This is a genomic window from Thalassotalea ponticola (assembly GCF_041379045.1).
Taxonomy (GTDB): Bacteria; Pseudomonadota; Gammaproteobacteria; order Enterobacterales; family Alteromonadaceae; genus Thalassotalea_A; species Thalassotalea_A ponticola.
The window spans coordinates 38,814-63,107 of the sequence record NZ_CP166871.1 but is presented as its reverse complement, the minus strand read 5'-3'; the positions used below and the strand labels follow the sequence as shown (position 1 = coordinate 63,107).

General features: G+C 46.2%; 18 protein-coding genes. 6 read left to right on the top strand and 12 right to left on the bottom strand.

The window, feature by feature from the left end; genetic code table 11:
* The first annotated feature begins 5 nt into the window (after positions 1-5).
* Positions 6-1,424 carry an MFS transporter gene (locus ACAY30_RS00305; protein ID WP_290251350.1) on the top strand — a complete coding sequence of 473 codons (1,419 nt, stop codon included), beginning with the start codon at positions 6-8 and terminating at the stop codon, positions 1,422-1,424.
* A 41-nt stretch (positions 1,425-1,465) separates the two neighbouring features.
* Here ACAY30_RS00305 and ACAY30_RS00300 read toward each other — a convergent pair whose 3' ends face one another.
* Both ACAY30_RS00300 and ACAY30_RS00295 read right to left on the bottom strand, forming a co-directional pair.
* On the bottom strand, positions 1,466-1,657 hold the full coding sequence (locus tag ACAY30_RS00300) for a helix-turn-helix transcriptional regulator (RefSeq protein ID WP_290251351.1): 192 nt from the start codon (positions 1,655-1,657) through the stop codon (positions 1,466-1,468).
* Complete coding sequence (locus tag ACAY30_RS00295; protein ID WP_290251352.1) at positions 1,654-2,082, bottom strand: hypothetical protein; 429 nt, start codon at positions 2,080-2,082, stop codon at positions 1,654-1,656. The genes ACAY30_RS00300 and ACAY30_RS00295 overlap by 4 nt, the downstream gene beginning before the upstream one ends.
* 198 nt (positions 2,083-2,280) lie before the next feature.
* Here ACAY30_RS00295 and ACAY30_RS00290 point away from each other — a divergent pair, with 198 nt between their 5' ends.
* Entirely contained in the window at positions 2,281-3,585 is a 1,305-nt protein-coding gene (locus tag ACAY30_RS00290; protein WP_290251353.1) for a Xaa-Pro peptidase family protein, read from the top strand.
* 162 nt (positions 3,586-3,747) lie between these two features.
* Here the strand turns inward: ACAY30_RS00290 and ACAY30_RS00285 are convergent, their stop codons facing one another.
* From ACAY30_RS00285 to ACAY30_RS00265, 5 genes are all read right to left on the bottom strand, one after another.
* The gene (locus ACAY30_RS00285) at positions 3,748-5,538 is read right to left on the bottom strand and encodes an alpha-amylase family glycosyl hydrolase (RefSeq protein ID WP_290251354.1); all 1,791 of its coding nucleotides are present in this window, start codon (positions 5,536-5,538) and stop codon (positions 3,748-3,750) included.
* Between the two features lie 22 nt (positions 5,539-5,560).
* A complete protein-coding gene (gene malQ, locus ACAY30_RS00280) occupies positions 5,561-7,744 on the bottom strand; it encodes a 4-alpha-glucanotransferase (RefSeq protein WP_290251355.1) in 2,184 nt (727 codons plus the stop codon).
* 5 nt (positions 7,745-7,749) lie between these two features.
* Positions 7,750-9,900: a glycogen debranching protein GlgX gene (glgX, locus tag ACAY30_RS00275; RefSeq protein WP_290251356.1), complete on the bottom strand. Its 2,151-nt coding sequence runs from the start codon at positions 9,898-9,900 to the stop codon at positions 7,750-7,752.
* Between the two features lie 20 nt (positions 9,901-9,920).
* Positions 9,921-12,110 (bottom strand): 1,4-alpha-glucan branching protein GlgB, encoded by a 2,190-nt coding sequence (glgB, locus tag ACAY30_RS00270; RefSeq protein WP_290251357.1) that lies wholly within the window; start codon positions 12,108-12,110, stop codon positions 9,921-9,923.
* 64 nt (positions 12,111-12,174) lie between these two features.
* Positions 12,175-14,634, bottom strand: a complete 2,460-nt coding sequence (locus tag ACAY30_RS00265; protein WP_290251358.1) for a glycogen/starch/alpha-glucan phosphorylase — start codon at positions 14,632-14,634, stop codon at positions 12,175-12,177.
* Between the two features lie 394 nt (positions 14,635-15,028).
* Between ACAY30_RS00265 and ACAY30_RS00260 the strand changes: the two genes are divergently transcribed.
* The 4 genes from ACAY30_RS00260 (at position 15,029) to ACAY30_RS00245 (ending at position 19,688) form a co-directional block, all read left to right on the top strand.
* Complete coding sequence (locus ACAY30_RS00260; RefSeq protein ID WP_290251359.1) at positions 15,029-15,565, top strand: PH domain-containing protein; 537 nt, start codon at positions 15,029-15,031, stop codon at positions 15,563-15,565.
* Positions 15,558-17,090, top strand: a complete 1,533-nt coding sequence (locus ACAY30_RS00255; protein WP_290251360.1) for a PH domain-containing protein — start codon at positions 15,558-15,560, stop codon at positions 17,088-17,090. Before ACAY30_RS00260 ends, ACAY30_RS00255 begins: the two co-directional genes overlap by 8 nt.
* A gap of 165 nt (positions 17,091-17,255) precedes the next feature.
* Positions 17,256-17,885 carry an OB-fold-containig protein gene (locus ACAY30_RS00250; RefSeq protein ID WP_290251361.1) on the top strand — a complete coding sequence of 210 codons (630 nt, stop codon included), beginning with the start codon at positions 17,256-17,258 and terminating at the stop codon, positions 17,883-17,885.
* Positions 17,886-17,900: 15 nt separating this feature from the next.
* A complete protein-coding gene (locus tag ACAY30_RS00245; protein WP_290251362.1) occupies positions 17,901-19,688 on the top strand; it encodes a flotillin family protein in 1,788 nt (595 codons plus the stop codon).
* Between the two features lie 209 nt (positions 19,689-19,897).
* On the opposite strand, the gene ACAY30_RS00240 is transcribed toward ACAY30_RS00245, so the two are convergent.
* The 5 genes from ACAY30_RS00240 to ACAY30_RS00220 all read right to left on the bottom strand — a co-directional run bounded on the left by ACAY30_RS00240 (position 19,898) and on the right by ACAY30_RS00220 (position 24,289).
* The gene (locus ACAY30_RS00240) at positions 19,898-20,410 is read right to left on the bottom strand and encodes a GNAT family N-acetyltransferase (protein ID WP_290251363.1); all 513 of its coding nucleotides are present in this window, start codon (positions 20,408-20,410) and stop codon (positions 19,898-19,900) included.
* Positions 20,411-20,424: 14 nt separating this feature from the next.
* Positions 20,425-21,564 carry a chromate efflux transporter gene (gene chrA / locus ACAY30_RS00235; RefSeq protein ID WP_290251364.1) on the bottom strand — a complete coding sequence of 380 codons (1,140 nt, stop codon included), beginning with the start codon at positions 21,562-21,564 and terminating at the stop codon, positions 20,425-20,427.
* 288 nt (positions 21,565-21,852) lie between these two features.
* Positions 21,853-22,281, bottom strand: a complete 429-nt coding sequence (locus tag ACAY30_RS00230; protein WP_290251365.1) for a DUF1353 domain-containing protein — start codon at positions 22,279-22,281, stop codon at positions 21,853-21,855.
* Between the two features lie 19 nt (positions 22,282-22,300).
* Positions 22,301-22,714, bottom strand: coding sequence for a nuclear transport factor 2 family protein (locus ACAY30_RS00225; protein WP_290251366.1), 414 nt, complete (start codon positions 22,712-22,714; stop codon positions 22,301-22,303).
* A 246-nt stretch (positions 22,715-22,960) separates the two neighbouring features.
* A complete protein-coding gene (locus ACAY30_RS00220; protein WP_290251367.1) occupies positions 22,961-24,289 on the bottom strand; it encodes a serine hydrolase in 1,329 nt (442 codons plus the stop codon).
* Positions 24,290-24,294 lie beyond the last annotated feature (5 nt).

The window sequence follows — 24,294 nt, the reverse complement described above, 5'->3', positions numbered from 1 at the left end:
CCTTTATGTTAGAAATACAAAAACAACTATCGAAGCGCTTTTACGCCTTGCTAAGCCTTCCGTCAACCGCTATGGGCTTTGCCTTATCGGTGCAAATTGCCGCCTTGAGTTGGATTTTAACCACCCAATACGGCTTAGATATTCACGAAGTAGGCTTAGTTTGGGCGGCGGGTCCCATTGCCGGCATTTTGGGCCAAGTCATTATTGGTATTATTTCCGATAAAGTGTGGTTTTGGAATGGCCGTCGACGCCCGTTTATCGTGGTAGGTGGCGTACTCGCTGGACTCATGCTGTTGGCGTTGCCCAATATTGACATTGTTTCTACGTCGATGGGTATTGAAAGCCTATTAGCCATGGCGATAGCCATCGCTCTGACCCTAGATTTAGCCATTAATGTCAGCTTTAATCCGACTCGATCGATTATTGCTGATGTGACTCCGGCTGGAGAAAAGCGCACTCTCGGTTATACGTGGATGCAAACGATTTCCGGAACATTCGGAATTCTTGCCTATGCAATCGGTGCTATTTGGGGTAACTATGTGCTGATCTACTTCGGCGCAGCCCTAGTGCTATTGTTATCAGTGATCCCACCATTTTTAATCTCTGAACCGCGTCAGTTACCGGTTAGTTCTGAAGACCAGACAAGCGCGTTAAGCTTGATCGAAGTGCTTATCAACATCCGCCCACTATGGGGCTTTATTATTTACGACATCTACGCCTTGGGCCGACAACTATCGGGCATAGAAGTCACTCACTACTACGCCGAATATGCTTGTGCGGCATTAACGCTGTTGTTTGTCGTGCAAACCATGCTTGCTAAAGAACAACACCACAGCGACAGCCAGGCTGGCCTTATCGGTTTTAGAAAAGTGTTGGCTGCGCACTCGTTTAGCTGGATTGGTGTACAAACCATGTTCGTCTTTATGTTTGCATTTTTGCAAGACAAAATGCCGGCTATCGGTGACAAAGAGCTCGGTCAAATTATCTCAATTGCGTTTTTAATCTTAAGCGTCGTTGCTGCCTATTTACCGGCGCTATTACTGGAACCTATGGCAAAGCGCATTGGTCGTGTTAAGGTGCATACCATCGCCATAGCCACAATGGCGCTTGGTTACTTTGCCATTGCGATGATCGGTGAGAACAAATATACGCTATACCTGCTTATGGCTATTTTAGGTATTGGTTGGTCGTCAATCATCTCCTTGGTGTTTGCCATCATGTCGGAAAAAATAGACCAAAATAAAATGGGCATGTACATGGGGCTGTTTAACTTATCTGTGGTTTTACCACAGTTATTAGTCAGTTTAGGGGTGGGCTTGTTTATCTCACAAACAGGCGACAAAAGCGCCATATTCTACCTCTGTGGTATTGCCTTAACGCTGTCAGCATTGTGTTGGACACAAGTAAAAGAGCACCGCAAATAACTCACTACTAACCAACATCAGGGCCGTAAAAACGGCCCTGTTTAGTTTTCAAAGAAGATCTCTTCGATCGCTAACTCAAACAACCGAGCAATTTTAAACGCCAATGGCAAACTCGGATCAAACTTTCCCTTTTCTATGGCGTTAATCGTTTGCCTCGATACTTGCAAGGCCATGGCTAAATCTGCTTGGGTCATATCGCGCTCAGCGCGTAATACTTTTAAGCGGTTGTTCATCGATACTTAACCTCACCTTTAACAACCCCGATCAGATAGGTGACACACATAACCACCACGACATGTGCTATTGCAGGTTCAAAATTCAATAAGCGCACCGCGTGTAAAATCTCATAACCGCAAGCAAACACCAGTCCGACGCCCAATGACAAGGCCATTGCCTCACTTTGAATTTTTTGCTGTAGCTCATCAAGTGAGCGCAAATGGGCTCGATTGGCCAAAATCATTGCCGTGCCCGTTACGCAATAAACAATCGCTGCGATAATGCTAAACAGCGCATTAAAGTCCCATAGATACTTAGGTCCAAAGGCAAGTAACGCCGTAGCGACTAACCACAGCGCGGTGTAAACCGCCAACGTTTTCACCTTCTGCTTTTGTTGAGACTGCCAGTGCTGATGTTGATTTTGTATATCTTGCTTAACCATTTGTATACTCCGCTTGTCATAATGTAAAATACACTTTACTTTAATTAAGTATAATGACAAAAACCACCATGTCAATCTTGCTTTACTTTTAATCTAGTTAACTTAACTTTGACAGGGTGGCTAAGTCAGCATTATCGGTTTGCTTTTATTCAGATTGGCAGTAAAGTAAAGTCGATATAACAACAGGACCTGACAATAATGACGCGACTTATATTTACTTTGGTATTTACCCTTATCTCTCTTGTACAACCGGTTCTCGCCATCGACTTTACAGGCCCATCCCCTTGGCCTGAAATACGTAAACAACGCATCAGTCAATTGCTACCAACAGCCATGCAAGCGGCCAATGTCGACGCATGGGTGGTTATTTGTCGCGAAAATGACAATGATCCACTTGCCGATCACATCGGCGGAGAAAACGCCGGTGGTGAAGCCAGCTTTGTTTTCTATCGCAGCGAAAACGGCGTGCGTTCAGTGGTATTTTCCCCCGAAAGTGAGTCAACCGCCCTGCAAGACGCAGGGCTTCACGATCGCATAATAGCGGTGAAAAAAGGCGACTCTAGCATTGAGCAAGCGGCGCAATTTATTAAGCAGCAGGATTTTGCTCGTATCGCGGTCAATAACTCCGATAACAACGCACAAGCCGATGGGCTCAGTTTTAGTCAGCGGATGCGCTTGCATCAGGCACTTGGCAATGCCCTCACCAACAAGTTGGTCTCTTCAGAAGACTTGGTCTACCAATGGTTATCGATCAAGCTACCTGCTGAGATCGAGATTATGACCGAGGCAGCTAAACTTACCGCACAATGGCAATTAGAGGCTTACCAACAAGTTATCCCAGGTAAAACCACGGATGCCGATGTTGCCGCATGGCTTAAGCAGAAAATGCTACAACACGGGGTCACTGATGCTTGGGCCGCTGAGCAAAATCCAAACGTTAATTCGGGTGTCGATCGCGGCCACTCTCATGCCACTGACAAGGTGATCATGCCAGGAGATGTTATTCAAACCGATTTCGGTATTCGCGTATTTGATCGCTGGGTAACTGATATCCAGCGTTTTGCCTATGTTTTAAAGCCCGGCGAAACAACGGCGCCAAATGACATTGCAAGCTACTGGCAACATGCGATATCGGGTCGAGACGCTGCATTTAAAGCGATGAAACCGGGCGTTAAAGGTGTTGAGGTTGATGCGGCGCAAAAGCAGTTAATGGTTAAAGCCAAGTCGCTACCCGTCATTTGGAGCACCGGTCATCCCGTAGGTTATGTCGCCCACGATACAGGACCCAATCTAGGAGGCGCACACAGTCCGTCATCGCGTCCTGCAGCACAAAAACCATTGAAACAAGGGATGATATTTGCGTTTGATGGGTTTCACAGTTGGTACTTAGAAAATGGCGGTGTTAAGACCATTTCGGTAGAAGAGATGGTCGAGATCACCGACACTGGTGCCAGATACCTGATCCCTGTCCAACGAGAATTGGTGTTAATAGCAAACGATTAACGTTTAACAAAATCAAAGATTATAAGTATCGACACAGAGCAACAATGATTGGTTGATTTACCGTTACTGAGGTAACTAACGATTAATCAATAACAAAGGGCAGTAAGTCATCACTGCCCTTTGTTAATGTTGGCACAATGGCATTTAGCACCACTGTCGTATTTATCGTTTACTGCGATAAATGGCGTAACTCAGCGGTGCTAAGTTGATATTGATAATACCAGCACTCTCGGTTTTATCCTCAGCCCTAACAACGGGCTGATAATCCTGCTCCGTCATAGTTAAGTCAACGGCTTGCTCGGTATTGGCGGTATTAGCAACAAACAAATACTGATACTGGTCGTCGGTGCGAGTTAACGCAAATATGCCGGGTGTCGATTGCGAATAAACCACCTGTTGAACGCCGTGGCGCAAGGTTTTGTGTTGGCCATAAATATTGGCCAGCGACACTAGGTTCTGATACAACACATGGCGCTGATCAAAATTGTCATCGGCGGTGGTGCTATTGGTACCGAGTAAGTCGTCATCGTTATAACTAGCCACCTTTGACGGCATCATATCTTGGCGAGCGTCTTTGTCATTACCATCGCCGACAAAGCCTTGCTCATCGCCGTAATAGACAACCGGAATACCACGACTGAAATACATCAGCGCATTAGAAAGCTTTATCCGCGCCAATTTTTCAGCTTCAGTCATATTCGGGTGTTTGGCGTTAAGCATATACGCAAAACGTCCCATATCGTGGTTACCGGTAAAGTTGACTAACGTAGAGGCGTCGCCATACTCACCGTTGTACAAGCTGTCTTGGGCAAACAATTTAGCCAGTTCGTCACTGCCTTGATTGTCTATTAAGCTGCGGTATACCGCGCCTTGAAAGGCAAAATCAAGAATCGATTGCAGCTTGCCCTCGGTGACAAATTTGCTCAGGTTTTTAGGTTCGCCGTCGTACACTTCACCAAACATGAAAAACTGCGGTATGCCTTGTTGCTTAGCATGCGCTAAAATCGCCGGCGAAAACTGCTGCCAAAATTCTAAATTAACGTGCTTAACCGTATCAATGCGAAAACCGTCGGGTTTAAATTCAGTGACAATATCTTTGAACACGTCAATTAACCCAGTCACCACGTCAGGGTGCTCGGTATTGATATCATCGAGTCCAGCAAAATCACCGTATAAGGCGCTTTCACCATGCCACATACTATCGCCTTGGTTATTGTAGTATTTGGGGTCATTCAACCAAGCCGGCACCTTCAAGTGCTCTTTGCCCTCGGGAACAAACACGGTGTATGCATCGCCGTTGGCAAGTTGCGCTTTACTCTTGTAGTCACACAAACCAGGTGTTTTGTGCAACCACTGATCACCGTTTTCTCCATGGCACTCTTTAAACTTAATCACATCAGCCGTATGGTTGGCTATGATGTCAAAGAACACCTTCATATTAAGTGCATGTGCCGCGTCTATCAGATCAATTAAATCCTGATTAGAGCCTAAATGCGGGTCAATTTCGGTAAAGTCGAGTACCCAATAACCGTGATATCCAGAACTGTCGCCTTGTACCGCTTGGTTGCGCATAATTGGCGTCATCCAAAGGGCGGTAATACCCATTTGTTGCAAATACGGCAACTTCTGTTTTAAGCCGCGCATATCACCGCCGTGATAATGACCTTTACTGCTTGGATCAAAGCCGCCATAAGATTCAGGTTTGTTAGCACTGCCTAAATCGTTGCTGCGATCGCCATTGTAAAAGCGATCGGGCATCACAAAGTAAAACACTTCATCTTTAATATCGCGCTCTAAATAGTGTGGTAGCTGTTCACTAATTGGTGCTGTCGCAACGCTGTGCTGCAGTTGAGCATCGATGTCTTGCGCCACTTCTCGATCGTTTTGTTGACTGCAACCAAGCACACCAAGGGTGGCCGTAACGGCCAGTAAAACGCCTGTTAGCTTGTTCATACTGTTCCTCATAATATCCCTGTTACTCGCCTTTAGGGCGTTCTAGATTCATCACGTCAACCAAGTTTTTCATATCAGTATCAAGCCAAAATTGGTCAATCGGGAGTGGTAAGCGACGACGCCAATTCGGGTGTTCATCAACCGTTCCAGGAATATTTACTTGCTCATGTAAGCCCAATGCATCTTCGACAGGCACGAGTAACACGCGACTTGGCGCTTTGGCAAGGTAAGCTTGCGCCGCGCGTGATAACGCATGGTTCATCTGTGCCGGTTGCGTACTTGGGAACTCTTCACGCTTGAGTACGCCCTCGAATTCAAGTGCTGCCAACAACTGCTCTCGGTCGGTAACGCGACCGGCTCGCTCATCGATGCCCATTTGTTCGTTGGGATACAAATTGAGGTCTTGTCGCCACTTCAGGTCATTGCCGGTCCACCAGCCCGCTAAAGTTGATAGATCGTGTGTTGATACGGTGACCATAGATTGTTCGGGGTACAGTTCAGGGCGGAAGTACAAGCCGGTATCCCAACGTTCGAAAAACAGAACTTTGTACGATAACAAACCATACTCCGCCATAATGTCGCCAAAACCGTCCGGCACATTACCCAAATCTTCACCGATAACCACACAGCGATTGCGACGCGATTCTAAGGCGATAATGCGAAAGATATCTTCGAGTGGGAAAGTAATGTAAATGCCTTGGTCAGCTGCCATACCAGGCGCGACCCAATATTGACGCATCAGGCCAAGTACGTGGTCAATGCGCAGCGCGCCAGCATGTCGCATATTACTGCGCAGTGCTTTGACTAACGGCATGTAGCCTTTTTGTTTGAGCGCAACCGGGTTAATTGGCGTTAACCCCCAGTCTTGACCTAAGGTGTTCATCGCATCAGGTGGCGCGCCCACGGCTGCGCCGGCAACATAACTGTGCTTGTCAGCCCACACTTCAGCTCCCGAGCCATCACAACCCACGGCCAAATCCATGTATAAGCCAATTGGCATCTGATGCGCTTTTGCTTCGTTGGCCGCTGCTGCTAATTGACGGTCGGCAACAAACTGCAAAAACTGGAAGTAGCCGATGCGCTCAGCATGGTCTTTTTTAAAGGCTTCTACTTCATCACTGTGCGGATCTTGATACGCTTTTGGCCACGCTTTCCAACCGTATGCGTGCTCATCAATGTTGCGAAAATGCTCGTACAACGCATCAAAGGTTGCCAGTTCAAACAAATCATCGCCCATTTCGTCGACAAACTGTTGATAGGCTTTAGCAAAGTCGCTGTTGCTGGCCAAGTGGTTAGCAGTGAAATCTTGATACAGCAACTCCAACACTTGATATTTAAGGTGTGCCGCGTATGGGTAATCAATAAATTCTTTGTTATTGGCTTCACTCACATGGTGCTGAAAGTCAGCCGAGTTGACTAAGGCTTGTGCCGCTTCACAATCGGTAAAGTTATCGACCGAAGTAACGTCGATATACATGGTATTTAAGAAACATCGACTGGTTGGTGAGTACGGACTAATATGACCCGGGTTATTGGGATACAAAGGGTGTAACGGGTTTAAGCCAATTGCCGTTACACCGCGTTCTGCCGACTGAGTAACCAACGTTTTCAGGTCGCCAAAATCCCCCATGCCCCAGCTGTTATCCGACTTCAGTGAGTACAGCTGTGCTGCCAAGCCCCACATGCGATAGTTGGCGACTTCGTTAGGAGATAAACAGGTTTTTGGTGCGACAATTAAGTGACAACGCTCAGTGTGCTCAGCAACCGTCACCGTTAACTGGTGATACCCTTGCTCAATATGTGGCAGCAATAGCTCCAGTTTTTGGTAGTGTACCTCTCCAACATTGCCTTCACCGCTAATGGCTAAGTGATGGAGGTCGGCACTACCGGTTAGTGTTTGTCCATTTTCTAGCGCTAGCTGCCACGTTAACGGTTGATCTTTATCACTGATTCTAACACTCACGGGCACGCTGTATTGACTCAATTCGGCTTTGACAATACACGTGTCGGCTAACAGCTTTTGCCATTCGCCGTGTTGTAATCGCTCGGCCGCGCTCAAAATAGCGTGTTCCGATGAAAGGTCGTAATCCATAGCTTCTAACAGGGCTTTAAGCGCATCCTGATTAGCGTAGACCGTATTGTGATAACAGTCCTTGTAGCTTGGGTGAAAGCCTACCTGTTCGGCAAGCTGTTGCATTGGTGTCATAAGGGTCATTCCTGAATATCAATTTGGCTATATGTCAGCACTAAAGTGCTGTAAGCCGCCACGGCAAGCTCTGTATCGGTGATAAGTTGATCGTCAACAGGCGCCTCGGCATTGGCAGTATTAATAATCACGGTCCACTTGCCAACAAGTTTGGGCAGTTGAAACCGCGTCGCATGGTGATGGGCATTAAAAATTATCAATAAACCGTCATCCACGCTAACCTGGCAATCTGCAGTTGCAGCGTAATGCTTAGCGTGCAGCATCGCTTGGTGGTGATTTGTCTCGGCTAGCATCATGGCAAAGCTCTTTAGTGCTTTGTTGTGCCAGTTGCTTTCATCCATTGCTTCGCCATGGCAATTAAACCAGCTCAAATCAGGCAAGCCGGTTTTGCTCGATCTGGTTTGACCGTGTTGATAGTGGCGGCGGTTTAACAATGGGTGCTGTTTGCGCAACCAAATAAGTTGCTGCACAAAATGCATTTGTTGGTCATCGTCTTTATGCCAATTAAGCCACGTTAGCTGGTTATCTTGGCAATAGGCATTGTTATTTCCACTTTGGCTGTGGTTGCGCTCGTCACCGCCGAGCAGCATCGGCGTGCCTTGGGCAAGAAACAGAGTAGCTAGGATATTGCGCTTTTGTTGAGCGCGAATTTGATTGATTCGCTGGTCGTTGGTTTCACCTTCAACACCGTAATTGCAGCTAAAATTACTGCCGTGGCCATCGCTGTTATTCTCGCCATTGGCGTGATTGTGACGTTGCTCATACGTCACTAAATCGTGCAAGGTATAGCCATCGTGTGCGGTCACTAAATTGACGCTGGCAAAGGGGCGACGACCGTGATGTTCAAAGATATCAGCACTGCCGTGCAAGCGTCTGGCTAACTCGGGGATCATGCCTTCATCACCACGCCAAAAGCGTCGTACCGCGTCGCGAAACCTATCGTTCCACTCTTGCCAGTTACCGGGAAACTGACCGAGCTGATAACCGCCGTGGCCAATATCCCAAGGCTCGGCAATCATTCGTACGTTGGCTAACACAGGGTCTTGGCGCAAGGTGGCAAAAAACGCTGTGTGGGAATCAAAGTTGTCATTGGTTTGATAATTTTTACGCCCCAAAATAGGCGCCAAATCAAAGCGAAAACCATCCACGCCCATCACTTCAACCCAGTAACGCAAACTGTCCATAACCAATTGCAACACGCGAGGGTGTGCGAGGTTTAGGGTATTGCCACAGCCGGAGTGGTTGACGTAAAAGCGCTTGTCTTCATTTTCTAAACGATAGTAACTGGCGTTGTCTATACCTTTAAAACTAAAAGTCGGACCTAAGTGATTGCCTTCTGCGGTGTGGTTGTAAACCACATCAACAATCACCTCCATACCAGCTTGGTGAAAGGCTTCAACGAGCGCGCGAAACTCGGCAATTTCGTCGTCAACGCAGTAGCGGGGTTCAGGTGCAAAAAAGCCTATAGAGTTATAGCCCCAGTAGTTTTTTAAGCCTTTTTCTAACACAAATGGTTCGTCCAAAAAGGCCTGCACCGGCAACAACTCGATCGAAGTCACACCCAGTTGCTGCAGATAACTGATGGTTGTTGGATGAGCTAGGCCTAAATACGTCCCTCGATGCTGCTGTGGGATATCTTGCTTGAGCTTGGTCAAGCCTTTGACATGGGCTTCGTAAATAATCGCTTGGTGAGGGGCGATGTGCACCTGACGCTCAACCTTGGCGGCATTGTCACACACCACGCATTTGGGCATGAAGCCGGCGTTATCCGTGTGGTCGATGATCAAATCTTGCTGACGAGATTGGACATCGTAGCCGTAATGGCTGTTAGACCAACTAAAACCGCGCGTTAACTTTTTGGCATAGGGATCGAGCAGCAATTTAGCGGGATTAAATCGATGACCGTTGTGTGGTTCATAGGGACCGTGCACCCGATAGCCGTAAAGGGTACCGGGTTTAATGTCGGGCAAGTAAATATGCCACACTTCATCCGTGTATTCGCTGAGCTCTATTCGGGCTGTTTCAGTTTCGTTGTCGGCGGCAAACAAACACAACTCCACCTTGGTGGCGTTAACCGAAAACAAGGCAAAGTTTGTACCTTGACCATCAAAGGTTGCCCCTAGAGGGTAATTTTTTCCGGGTAGTGTTTGCATCATCAACTCACTCAGTTATAGCGCTAGCGCAACTCAAAGACAACCGTTGCCAACGGAGGCACGGTAATGTCAATCGATTGCGCAAAACCTTGCCACTGGTTCGCTTGACTGTGCACGCCATCGAGGTTACCCACGTTACTGCCGCCATAAATACTCGCATCCGAATTGAAGATTTCCTTGGCGTATCCGGCTTTAGGTACACCAAGGCGAAACTGATGGTGTACCGTTGGGGTAAAGTTACAGACCACGAGTACTGGATTACTACCGTCTTTGCCATAGCGAATGTAACTGTATACTGACTGTCCAGCGTTTTCGTGATCAACCCAAGCAAAGCCCTGTGCTTGGCAATCGAGCTGATGTAGCGCCGGCGTTTCCTTGTACAAGCGGTTAAGGTCTTTAATGAGCTGCTGCACCCCTTGGTGATAACCGTGTTCAAGTAAATGCCAATCGAGCGATTGATCAAAGTTCCACTCATTAGCTTGGCCAAACTCACAGCCCATAAACAACAGTTTTTTGCCAGGATGAGTCCACATAAAACTGTAGTAGGCGCGCAAATTGGCAAAGCGCTGCCACTCATCGCCAGGCATACGGGCTAAGATCGAGCCTTTGCCGTGCACCACTTCGTCATGACTGAGTGGCAAAATAAAATTTTCATCAAACGCATACACTAAGCCAAAGCTGATTTCACTGTGGTGGTATTGACGGTGAATCGGATCGCGCCCCATGTACTGCAAGGTATCGTTCATCCAGCCCATGTTCCACTTGTAGCCAAAACCGAGGCCCCCCATGGAAGTCGGCTTAGACACGCCAGGCCACGACGTTGACTCTTCTGCCACCGAAAAAGCACCGGGATAATCGGCGTATAGTTGTTCGTTGAACTGCTGTAAAAAAGCCACCGCTTCGAGGTTTTCATTACCGCCATGCTCATTTGGCAACCACTCTCCTTCTTTGCGACTGTAGTCTAAATACAGCATGGAGGCGACCGCATCGACGCGAATACCATCAATGTGATAGTTATCGAGCCAATGCATAGCACTGGCACACAAGAAGTTGGTGACTTCGGTACGGCCGTAATTGTAAATAAGGGTATTCCAATCGGGATGAAAGCCCTTGCGCACGTCTTCGTGCTCGTATAAACAGGTACCATCAAATCGACTTAAGCCATGGGCATCCACTGGAAAGTGACCTGGCACCCAGTCGATCAACAATCCAAGACCCGCACTGTGACACGCATCGACAAAGTATTTAAAGTCTTGCGCACTGCCAAAGCGCGCCGTCGGTGCAAATAGTCCGACTGGTTGATAGCCCCACGAGCCATCAAACGGGTATTCACTCACCGGCATAAGCTGAATGTGTGTAAAGCCCATTTGTAAGGTGTAAGGTATCAATCGGTCTGCCAATTCTCGGTAGTTTAAAAACTGATTGTTATCATCGCGTTGCCAGCTGCCCAAGTGAACCTCGTAAATCGACATTGGCGCATCGTAGGCATTGCGCGCCGCGCGCGAATTTAGCCACGCATCGTCTTGCCAATCAAACTCACTCGGCGCGCTAATAACCGATGACGTATCGGGCCGGAATTGTGCTTGTGCGCCATAGGGGTCAGCCTTTAATGGCAACAAATGACCATATTGGTCTTTGATTTCAAATTTGTAATGATTACCGGCCGCAATGCCATTGGCACAACTGTTGTGTGGTATGAAGATTTCCCAAATACCGGCTTCAACGCGTTTGCGCAACGGGTGAACCCGTCCGTCCCAGCGGTTAAAATCTCCGACTACCGAGACAGAACTGGCATTGGGAGCCCAGACTGCAAATGACACCCCTTTGACACCGTCGTGTTCAATGACGTGTGCGCCAAGTTTCTGATAAGGCCGTTTGTGCTTGCCTTCGTTGAACAAACAAATGTCTAAGTCGCCAAGTACCGGGGTGCAAGAAAACGGATCAACAAAGGTTTTTTCTCCGTCGTTAAACTTCGCTTTGAGGAGGTAGGTAAAGTGCTTCTTTCGACGCGTTACTTTAGTAAACAACCCAGCCTCGTCTACCTTGTCTAAACGGGCTACAACCTTACCGTTGGTATCTACCACACTAACGCTAATCGCATCTTGCACAAAACAATTGATCTGCAAATAACCTTGCGCGTTGGCATGCATCCCCAAAAATCCGAATGGGTTAGGGTGACGAGCTTGTAGAATGGCGTCTATGTCTTGTTGCATCTATTGTATCCTTTCCTCAATTGCTAGCTTAACTAAAGGCCGGTTATTCACCAGCCTTTCTACGTTACTCTACAATCGGTTCTAATTTCCAGATATTATCGACGTAATCTTGAATTGAACGATCGGATGTAAATTTACCCATTTTGGCGGTGTTAATAATCGCCATTTTCGCCCAGCGCGCTTTGTCTTTGTAGGCTTTATCCAGTTCAATATTGGCCTGACAGTAAGACTCAAAATCCGCCATAACACGATACGGATCACCACCGTCTAGCAAGCTATTGGCAATTGCACTGAGCTCACCCGGGTGACCTGGAGTAAAGTAATCACTGTACAGCCAATCGATCACCGCTTTGAGCTCGGCATTGGTTTGGTAATAGTGATGTGGGTTATAGCCATGCTCGTTTAACGCTTTAATTTGTTCAACCGTGTGACCAAAAATGAAGATATTGTCGTCGCCGACTTCTTCAGCAATTTCGACATTGGCCCCATCCAGAGTACCTAAGGTAACCGCTCCGTTAAGCGCAAGCTTCATATTACCCGTACCCGACGCTTCTTTACCGGCGGTAGATATTTGCTCTGACACATCCGCTGCGGGAATAATTTTCTCCGCTAGTGTGACGCGGTAATTTGGCATAAAGACAACTTTTAGCTTGCCATTAATTCGCGCATCATTATTGATTTTCTCTGCTACCTTATTGATCGCAAAAATAATTTCTTTGGCTAAGTAATAACCCGGTGCTGCTTTAGCGCCAAAGATGTAAACGCGCGGATGCATATCGTAATCAGGGTTATTGAGTAAGCGACGATAGAGCGCCAGTATGTGTAAAAAGTTCAAGTGTTGGCGCTTGTACTCGTGCAAGCGCTTAATTTGCACGTCAAAAATCGCATTTGGATCAACGTCGACACCAGTCAAAGCTAAAATTTCCTCAGCCAGTTTGACTTTATTCGCGTGTTTAATATCCATAAATTGCTGTTGAAACTTACTATCATCAGCAAAATCAGCAACCGAAGCTAGACTCGATAAGTGCTTGGGCCAATCGGTTTTGACCTTGCTATCAAGTAGGGCTGACAACGCCGGGTTACACGCTTTTAACCAGCGGCGAGGCGTCACACCATTGGTCACATTCGTTAATTTTTGCGGATACAGTGCATTAAACTCAGGGAATAAATCGCTTTTAACGAGGTCCGAGTGAATTTGGGCAACACCGTTAACTTTAAATGATGACACCACACACAAATGAGCCATGCGCACCATTTGTACTTCGCCTTCTTCAATAAGCGATAAGCGACGGCGCATAAGGTGATCGCCTGGCCACATAGCCGAGACTTCGCGATCTAAGAAGAATTCATTAATGGCAAATAATATCTGTAGATGACGAGGTAGCACGCGCTCGAACATTGGTACCGACCACTTTTCTAGCGCTTCCGGCAGGAGCGTATGGTTGGTATAAGCAAAACACTGGCGACATAGAGCAAACGCATCGGCAAAGCTGAAGTTGTGTTCATCGATCAGAATGCGCATCAATTCTAAAATGGCAATGGTTGGGTGAGTGTCATTGAGTTGCATCACCATTTTATCGGCAAAATGCGACCAATCATTGCCGTGCATAGATTGATAACGGGCGATAATATCTTTTATTGAACACGCACAGAAAAAATACTGCTGAATAAAGCGCAACTCTTTACCCGCTTCGGTTTCATCGTTTGGATAGAGTACTTTAGAAATGGTTTCTGCTGCGTTTTGCGCCGCATGTGCATCTTGATAAGCGCCGGAGTTAAATTCGTCCCAATCGAAAAAGCTTGACGCACGCGATTCCCACAAGCGCAATGTATTCACGGTTTTCGAGTTATAACCGACAATCGGAACATCCCACGGAACCCCTTTAATCGTTTGCCCTGGGTGCCAGATTTTTTGCTCACTGCCATCGGCATTGATACGGGTTTCAACACTGCCAAACAAACCGATGGTTTGCACAGACTCAGGGCGACACACTTCCCAAGCATTGCCGTATTCACGCCACTCATCAGGTGTTTCTATTTGACGGCACTGGTGAAACTGTTGTTTAAACAAACCGTGTTGGTAATGAATACCGTAGCCGTAAGCATTAAAATCCATAGTCGCTAACGAATCGAGGAAACAGGCGGCAAGGCGACCTAAACCACCATTGCCCAAAGCTAAATCATGGCCTTGTTCAAATAGATCTTCGATTTCAAAGCCCAAATCCGCGACCGCTTTTTTAGCAACGTCAAACAAATCTAAGTTATGTAAGTTATTCGACAGCATACGCCCCATCAAATACTCAAGAGACAAGTAATTTACTGAGCGGGTTTTGTGCTCTTTGTGGTAGTTATTGGTTTGTGATAGTTTTTCAAAAATCACTTCGTTAACGGCCATACAAACGGCGCGCTGCACGGCGGATGGGTTGTTGTGGAAGTCCTGCTGTGAACTCGTAACGTTTAAGTGCTGTAAAACTTTCTTCTTAAATTGCGCCGCGGTGAACGGCTTTTTGCTTGCTGTTGCCATAATAGAACTCTTGTTTGTGTCAAACCCAATGGATGGGGCAAACTCACTGTGTCGCCGCGGCTGTATCTGATTAACAAACTGCACACAGCGCGACGATATATTTGAATTAGTGTAATGCTTAAAAAATCAGCAATCTTATAAGTTGATGTAACGGTACGTTAATTCGCTGTTTTAACGCAAATGACTGCATACGTATGCATACTGAATTACCAGTGCATACGTATGCATTAATCAATAAATCAGCAATCGTACGCAGCACCTATACCCTTAAAGCCTAATTGTTAATTAAGCCAATACAATTAAATATTTTAATTTACCGCTGCATAGAGCATTAACGCAACGGTTAAATTAAGTTAAGCTTATATTTTACCTAACATTTTTAGACGAGTAGCAGGTGCCTGAATTTAGTAATATGCAAATACCTACAGAGCGGATAACAACCACTCAACAATTGCAATTTCAGCCGTTGGCCAGCCAATACCCCAAAGTGCATCGATTGGTCGCTTTGCTAACAACACTTGCCATTGTCTCGCTGCTCATCGCCATATTGTTACAACCAGTTATTGTCTTGCCTGTTGGTATGTCGTTAGCGTTGAGCAGTTTGTGCGTTATCGCATCGGTTATCGGCTTATCTGTATACGTCTACCGCCATTTAGCCGACCCACTCAAAGGCTTCGCTTTAAGAGAGCAGGACATCAGCTACAAAAGCGGCTTGTTTTTTCGCACGGTGGTGACTCAACCGATATTGCGAATTCAGCACGTTGAACTTAGGCGAGGTCCTATCGATCGCAAGTTTGGCTTGGCCAATTTACAGGTGTTCAGTGCCGGAGGCAGTATGCACACCTTCGAAATCCCCGGCCTAGAGCTCAAACATGCCAAACAACTTCGCCAGTATATATTGTCACATAAGGATTTAGGTTTGCATGGTTAGCACCACGAACCAATGGCAGCGCATCGCGCCGATCGCGATAATCTACTTTGCTTTACAGCTAGCCAGAAGTGTCATGGGCAACTTTGTCTATATGTTACCGGCGCTATTACTTCTGGCTAACCAAGTGCAAAACAACCCCCATATTTGGTGGCCGATTATCATTGCGGCAGCTGCAGCACTAACGCTATCGGCGATATTGAGTTTTTACTTTTTCCAGTATCGATTATCAGATCAAAAAATTGAAATTCGAAGTGGGGTATTAGCGCGTAAATACGTTGACTTACCGTTTGCCAAAATTCAAAACATCGAGCTTGGTGTGCCGTTTTACTATCGACCATTTGGTTATTGCTGCATACAGTTTGACACCGCAGGAACCGCGGCACAAGAAGCAAAAATTGTCGCCATAGACACCGTCTTTGCCAACCAACTAAAACAAGAAATTTTAGCCACGCAGAGCTCGCATACCGACCAAGTCGATACAATAGATAGCACGCAACAAGACCAGCAGCACCAATCCAGCGGCGCTGACAAACAAGTTATTGATCGCCGTAACCTTGACGATTTAGTGATTCACGGTCTGACCAATAATCGGGTATGGATATTACTAGCGGGGCTAGCACCTTTTATCGACAATGCGTTTGATAAAGTTGGCTATTGGCTTCAATATTGGGGTTTTAATGTATCGAGCTACTTTGACTTAGACAGCCAGTCTTTATGGCAGGTCATAGGCTCTGTATTAACCGCCGCTTTGGCGGTGATTTTCGTTATCAGCCTGATAAGCATACTCGGCGCCATTATTATTTTTCATCGCTTCGTATTAATTCGCCAGCGCGATAAATACATTCGAGAGTGCGGATTATTCACCCGTACGGAAGTGACAATGCGACTGTCGCGTTTACAAAAAATAGTCTGCCAACAGAGCTGGCTTGATAAACTGTTAGGGCGTACTAATTTGCGTTTTGAACAAGTAAACGCCAACACCCCGAACCTCAACGGCCACGACAATCAAATTATCGTGCCGTCAGTCACTCGTAAAGAGCGAGATTTTCTGCTTGGCGATGCCTTCCCTGACGCCGCACCAACGGCTATCAACTATCAGCCAGTAAGCCAGCGTCTATTTTGGCGCAACATAATGCTATTTGTGCTACCGATAACGACCATCGCCAGCTATAAAGCGATACTCGCAAATGACCAATCAATGCTCATTGCGATTGCCGTCCTCGCCAGCCTGGCGAGCGCCTTGTTTTATTTGCGTTACCGACGCTGGGGATGGGCACGCGACCATAAGTATACGTATGTTCGCTATGGCTGTTTGGGGGTTAACTACCAAGTTTTTGAAACGTTCAAAGTTCAGCAAACCACTTTCAAACAAAGCTGGTTATTAAAACGTCATCAGCTTTGCACTGTTCAGTTTGTCCTTGCCGCAGGCAGTGTGCAGGTTCCCTACATCGCCGAGCAACAAGGCTTTGACTGGCTCAATAGTACCTTAACCGAGGTTGAAATTAGCCGACGTAACTGGATGTAATACTGACGCAGACAACAGCCTGTTGACGAATGTTTTGGCCTCCTAAACCGCATATATACAAATCACAGAACTATCGTTATTATGGTTTAATATTGTTCATCAACAATCAAACATCGTAATTTTTCGACGTTAAAACAAAAACATAAATAGACAAGGAGGTTGTGGGTGATTGATTTTTTACTGTCTGATATTAATTTTGCCTACCTGGTGGCATTAGTCATCGTTTTGGGACTGTCGTTACTCGAGGGCTTAGCGCTGTTAATTGGTACCAGTGTGGTGTCCTTGTTTGACGACATGGTCGATATTGATGTTGATACCGATGTCACCTCGGGTGGCATCACCTCATTGCTCGGTTGGTTGTGTCTAAATAAGTTACCTATGTTGGTTTGGCTCGTATTGATGCTAACCAGTTTTGCCCTGATCGGCATTGTCTATAACTATGTGATTGCTCTGTCTGTTGATTTAGCCCCTTTATACTGGCTATCTAAGCCAATTGCCTTACTCGGTGCCGGTTATGCAACGCACATTTTGGGTAGTGCTATCGCTAAGCTTATTCCCAAAAACCAGAGCTCAGCGGTTTCTTCGCAGGGATTTGGCGGCAAAATCGCTACCATAACCATTGGCAAAGCTAGTCAAGGCAACGCCGCACAAGCCGTGCTCCAAGACGAATACAATCAAAAACACTACGTGATGGTTGAACCGGATCAGGCTGATCAGGAATTTCATCAAGGCGTCAGTGTGGTACTACTCGAAAAACACGCCAACATCTGGTTGGCAGCAAAGTTAGAACAATAAAAACAAGGAATTTGTATGCAAAATATAACCTCCGGCGATAACTTATCATTGGTGCTTATCGTCGCCGCCAGTGTGTTAGTGGCACTGATCACTATTGGCTTAATCATCGCAAAATTATACATTCGCGCGACTAAAGAAATTGCCTTTGTTCGCACCGGTATGGGTGGTGAAAAAGTGGTAAAAGACGGTGGAGCCATTGTCTTACCAGTCGTTCACGAAACCATTCCAGTAAACATGAACACCTTGCGTATTGAAGTTGAAAAAACTCAAAAAGATGCGCTTATTACCAAAGACCGAATGCGTGTTGATGTGAAAGCCGACTTCTACTTGCGCGTTGCGCCAAATTCCGAAGGGATTTCGATGGCTGCCCAAACGTTAGGTACCCGCACCATGCGCGTTGAAGAGCTGAAAAAGCTAATGGAGTCTAAATTTGTTGATGTACTGCGCGCGGTGGCTGCTGAAATGAGCATGACCGAAATGCATGAACAGCGCTCTGAATTTGTGCAAAAAGTACAGCAAAATGTGATGGCTGATCTGGAAAAGAACGGTCTTGAGTTAGAGTCGGTATCACTCACTGGCTTTGACCAAACCGATCTTCAGTTTTTTAATGAAAACAATGCCTTTGATGCAGAGGGTAGAGCGAGACTAGCTAAAATCATCGAAGAAAAGCGCAAAGAAACCAATGACATTGAACAAGAAAACCGGATAAAGATTGAAGAGCGCAACCTCGCCGCTGAAAAGCAGTCGCTCGAGATCAAAAAAGAACAGCAAGAAGCGCAATTAATTCAACAGCAAGCGATTGAATTTAAACGTGCCGAGCAGCACGCCGAAATCGTTAAGCAAAAAGAAACCAAAGAACGCGAAGAACGCGAAGCAGAGATCGCCAAGCTACGGGCGATCGAATTGGCAGAAATCGAAAAGTCGAAACAAATTGAGGCGCAAGAAATCGAAAAACGCAAGGCCATTGAGCAAGCGCGTATTCAACAAGAAAAAGACATTGAAGTGTCAATGCAAGAAAAACAAATTATTGTTGCGCAAAAATCTGAAGAAGAATCAGCTGCTCGAGCCAAAGCCGCCGAAGCAGAAAAGCTCAAGGTTGAAAAAGAAGAGGCTGTCGCAACCGCTAAACAAGTGGCCATTGCCAATCGTCAAAAAGAGATTGAAGTCATCGATGCTAAAAAACAAGCTGAGCGCGAAGCAGTATCAGTTACCGTGCAAGCAGAAGCTGACAAACAAGCCGCCGAAGATAGAGCCGAAGCAATCTTAACCGAAGCCAAAGCCGATGCGAAAAAGCTAAAAGCCGAAGCGGATGAAAAGGTGTATGCGGTAGAAGCCGAGGGTAAGCGTGCCTTGTATGCGGCAGAAAATACCTTGCGCGATGAACAAGTCGAGTTGCAAAAATCGTTAGCTATTTTAAAAGCCTTACCAGAGATTGTTGCCAATGCGGTGAAGCCGTTAGAAAACATTGAAGGCATTAAAATATTGCAAGGTTACGGTAGCCATACCAGCGCGTTATCGTCCGCTGAACAAGCACAAACTAGCGTCCAAGGTGGTTTAGCTGAACAAATCACGGGAGCCGCATTAAATTATCGCGCCCATGCTCCTTTAGTTGACACTATGATGCGTGAACTGGGTATTGTTGATAAACAAACGGGGTCGCTCGACGATCTGATTAAAGGTAATCACAATTTAGCTGAAGATGCGATTTCCGTGACCAAAGCGACCACCATGAGCCACAGCGAGCCAAGCCATAATGGTGTACATAATGAGACGCATAACGGCACCGCCAATAACGCCTCTTAAACTCACCACCAGCTGATAACAACGCTCTACTTTTAGATATCTAGGTAGAGCGTTGTTATATCGATACTATCGATAGCAACCATAGCAAGCTCGATTGACTATCATTTGCCGCCATTGGTATTGTTCCAAAACGCGCACCATCACACCAAGGGGATCGTTTAGCGATATAACTCCCTATCGCGTTCATCTTAAACGCTAAGCAAAGCGTGTTAGGTTAACTGTATTTGATAGTGATTCATCTCAAAGCCATACAAGGTATGACGTTTAACCCATTGAAAACCATGGTTTAACAACACTTTGTTAGAGCCCGTGTTATCAATTGCCGCATCCGCCACCACGGTTGTTAGCTTGAGCTGGTCGCGGCCATAGTTGAGTACTGCAGCAACGGCTTCTGATGCCAAGCCTTGCTGCCAATAAGCAGGCAATATGCGATAACCGAGGTCGGTAAGCTGTTGCTGTGGATCATACTTAAAACCACAAAAACCAATCACTTTATCATCGGCTTTGTGAACTAGCGCATAACGGCCATAGCCATATTGTTGATACTCTCTTAGCCATATATCGTCAATAATACCTCGGGCATCGGCAAGGCTGGTTACCATACCAGCATCGCCCGTATAACGGGTGACATCTGGGTCGCTTGAAAACGCATACACGGCAGCGGTATCGTCGGCATGAAAATGGCGCATTTGCAGACGTTCGGTATCGATTAAAATCGTCATATTAACTACTTTTATTATAAAAACAGGCCAATAAGCACAAACAGCAATACCATCATCGCTATTGGCAATTTATATACACGCTGCAACAACAAGCCTAACGCAACAATGGCCATGTGCTCGGCAGAGGTCACCGCACTGGTAAACACTGGGGAATATAACGCACTCAACAAGATACCGACAACGGCGGCATTAATAGCGATAACCGCGCCACCGACACGACGATGGGTACTTAGCGATTGCCAAACACCTTGCAACGACAGCACCAGTAAAAACCCGGGAAGAAATATGGCCAACGTCGCCAATAACGCGCCTAAAAATGGGCTCGTTGAGTGTAACTGGCCACCTAAAAATGCCGCCAGTGAAAACATTGGCCCTGGTACCGCCTGCGCAGCGGCGTAGCCCATTAAAAAGGTATCGTTTGCAATGCCTTGGCCAGCAGTTTCTTGCAATAACGGTAATACCACATGACCACCGCCAAATACCAACGCCCCTGATTGATAAAAGTAGGCAAAGGTTTGCGCAAAGCCGGAGGTTTGAGCAAGATATAGCGTGCTTACAAACAGCATCACAAAGGCAATCAAGGGCAGATAATTTAAACGGGCTGCACTGCGTTGCTGTTGTGGTGGTGTGTGGCAATATATCGCCCCCGTTGCCGCCGCGACCACTAACAACAACATTTGTACTTGTATACTCGAAAGCAACAATAAACAAATGAAGCTGATCACGGCTATGGTTGTGGTTAAGCGGTTTTTACAAAAGCTGTTGTACATACTGAGACTGGCATCAGCCACTACCACTACGGCCAACAGTTTAAGGCCGTGAATAATCGAGTTAAGCGTATCACCTGCGAGCAAATTGTAGCTTTTTGCTAAGCCATACATGATCACAAATGAAGGAAGAGTGAATCCCACGAAGGCCGCTATGCCTCCCAACAAGCCTGCGCGCTGCAAACCTAACGCAAAACCCACTTGGCTCGACCCTGGCCCCGGTAAGAATTGGCTCAAGGCGACAAGTTTTCCATAGGCGTGGTCATCTAACCATCGATACTGCTCAACAAAGGCCTTTTGAAAATAACCAATATGTGCCGCGGGGCCGCCAAGACTTATTAATCCGAGCCAAAGAAAGCGTTTAAAAACCTCAAAAACCTTATCCATATCAATTACTTAATCGACGTGAACATGAACCTTTTGGTTATATTTTAGCGGCTTAATTACCGTTTATACTAAGGCGCAATGAGCGCTCGCCACTGCGCAGTGAAGCCATCAGTGAAATACCTTAACACAGCAACTAAACGATTGATTAATTTCTGTATTAATTTTTAATGAACACAATAAGCGTCGGCGTTATTTGCGCATAGCGACAATAATAGCGGATCAGCCAAAACAGTTAGCACGTCACCACATGCACTCAGGTCACAATCAGCTCTGGGAGAAATACAAATTTTAGCAGGTACTCGGCGCATTGTTCGCCGACTTTTTATTTAACGGGCTGGCCGCCTTACTGCCCAGTAAGCGCAACCCGCTGTAAGCAAGCCAAGCGCGTAGCGCACTCATACCGTCTTGTCTGCACAGTTGTTGCAATAGCTTATCGGCGCGTTTTCGAGTGCTCTGGGTATCTAACAATTGTTCTCGCATTAACTGATACAAGGCATCGTGTACCAAGGATGCGCGCATAAAATTTTGTGTATCTATAGTTGGTCCTGAAGGGCCGTCCCATGCGTAACCATTATTTATGGTTAGCAAACCTTGCTTAGACAAGCTAATAAACCCTGAAGGTGATTCAATAAATTGCTCTGGTAAAATATCAATCGTTAAAGAATAACTTTGCGTTAACTGATACTTATACCCCTTTTTATACGATATACATTCCATAGGCCATCACTTAACTGGCTTACCAATATTCGCGTATTAACGTTATTTTACCGTGTTTAAACTCAAACAAGCGCATGAGTGGTTCGCTATCGAGCTCTTCGTTACCTTCAGTCACCGTCGAGGTGAGCATGGCAATGGTTACCGCCTGCTTACTGGCTATGTGGTTAGTAATCGTAGTACTTAAGCTATCTGCCGCCCCCATGTAATGACGCAAGCCTTCGAGAAACTGCTGCTTTGATAAATCGGCATTAAAATTAGGGTGTTGGTAGCGCATATCGTCACTTAACAAGGCGGCGACAGCTTCAATATCAGCAGCGGTCGCCCCTTTGACTTTGGTGATATCGCTTAAGGCAATAAAGCGTTCAGCAAGCTCTAATGACGATGCGTGAACTGATAATGGCAACAATAGACACAGTAAAATTATATAACGCATAATATTCCTTTTATCGTTGAGCAAATGTTTTCCCATTAGATCTAGATATATCAGATTATCCCTAATAATCATAATCTTATAATTACCACCCAACGAGGTTATTGATCTATTCAAGATGACAAGTCCTGACAAGCGGTTAACTAGTGGCGCCACACCAGTCGGGCTAAACACTGCTATTAATCATGCCCTAAACGCAAAAAGCCTAACTGTCACCACAACGATTAGGCTTTAACGCGTTAAGTATCGCTACTTTTTCAGCAAATAGTCGGCAACCGCTTGATAAGCAGGTAACGAGGTAGGGTCGATATACGAGTTTTTCGCCTGAGGAAACGATGAAAAGCGCACTATCACCATCTCGGCCGTTGGGTCGACATAAATGGTTTGGCCGTGTACACCTCGCGCCGCATAGGCGCCATTAGCATTGTGAAAAACCCACCACATGCTGCGGTAGCTGCCGCCCGCTAATGACTTATACCCCGCCTTAGCAAAGGCATTTTTATCACCGCCATTTTCAATACTCGTTACCACGTCTTTGGCAAACAAACGCTCACCATTTAATTCACCGTGATTGAGCATTAACTGCCCTAAGCGGCCTAAGTCGCGTAATCCTGCGGTTAAACCACCTCCAGCAAATGGCGTCCCTTTGCCGTCAACCGTCATGTAGGCATCTTGCTCAGCGCCCATTTTCTGCCATATTTTTTCCGATAATAGTTCGGTTAACTCTTTGCCGCTCACCCGAGAAACAATCCAACCAAGCGCATCGGTATTTACGGTTTTATAACCAAATGCTTCGCCGTGTTTACCGTTCGACTTTAACGTTTGCAAATATTCAAAATAGCCATCAGGGCCTTTGTAGTCAGAACCTTTCGGCAAAGGACTCGCGGCCGCAGAGTAAACCCAAATATCGGCATTGGGATCAGAGTAATCTTCACTGTAGTCAAGTGCCGTGGTCATATCCATAACCTGACGCACGGTGGCATTGCCAAACGCACTATCGGCTAATTCCGGCACCACTTTAGCAACGAGCGCATTTTCATCGAGCTTACCTTCAGCCACCATAATTTCAGCTAACAAACCAGTTAGCGATTTGGTCATCGACATGGCTGCGTGTTTACCCATTTCATTCAAGCAACCTAAATATTTTTCATAAACAATGGTGCCTTTGTGCATAATCAACATGCCATCGGTGTAATTTGCCGATAGCGACTCTTCCCACGTCATTTTTTCATCACTGCCAATGGGCTTAAAGGTAATGGCGTCTATATTTTCGATGTCTAGAGAGCTAGGCAGTGGGGTTGGAGCCCCTAAACCTCTGCTTACTTGTTGTGTTGGCAATAACTCTCGAATATGACACACCGTCCAACGCAACTTAGGAAAACTAAAGTAATTTGATTGTGGCTGCATGATCAACTTATCAGCAGGCGGCGGAGAGCCTTGCATCCAGCCCAAAACTCTAGGGTCTGATTGCTCGGCGGAGGGTATTGCTGACTTTGTTTCTGCAGCTTGGCTTGTACAGCCAAACTGCAACATTGATAATGACAGTAATAGCCACGGTGAGTACTTTAATAGTGTCATAAAAT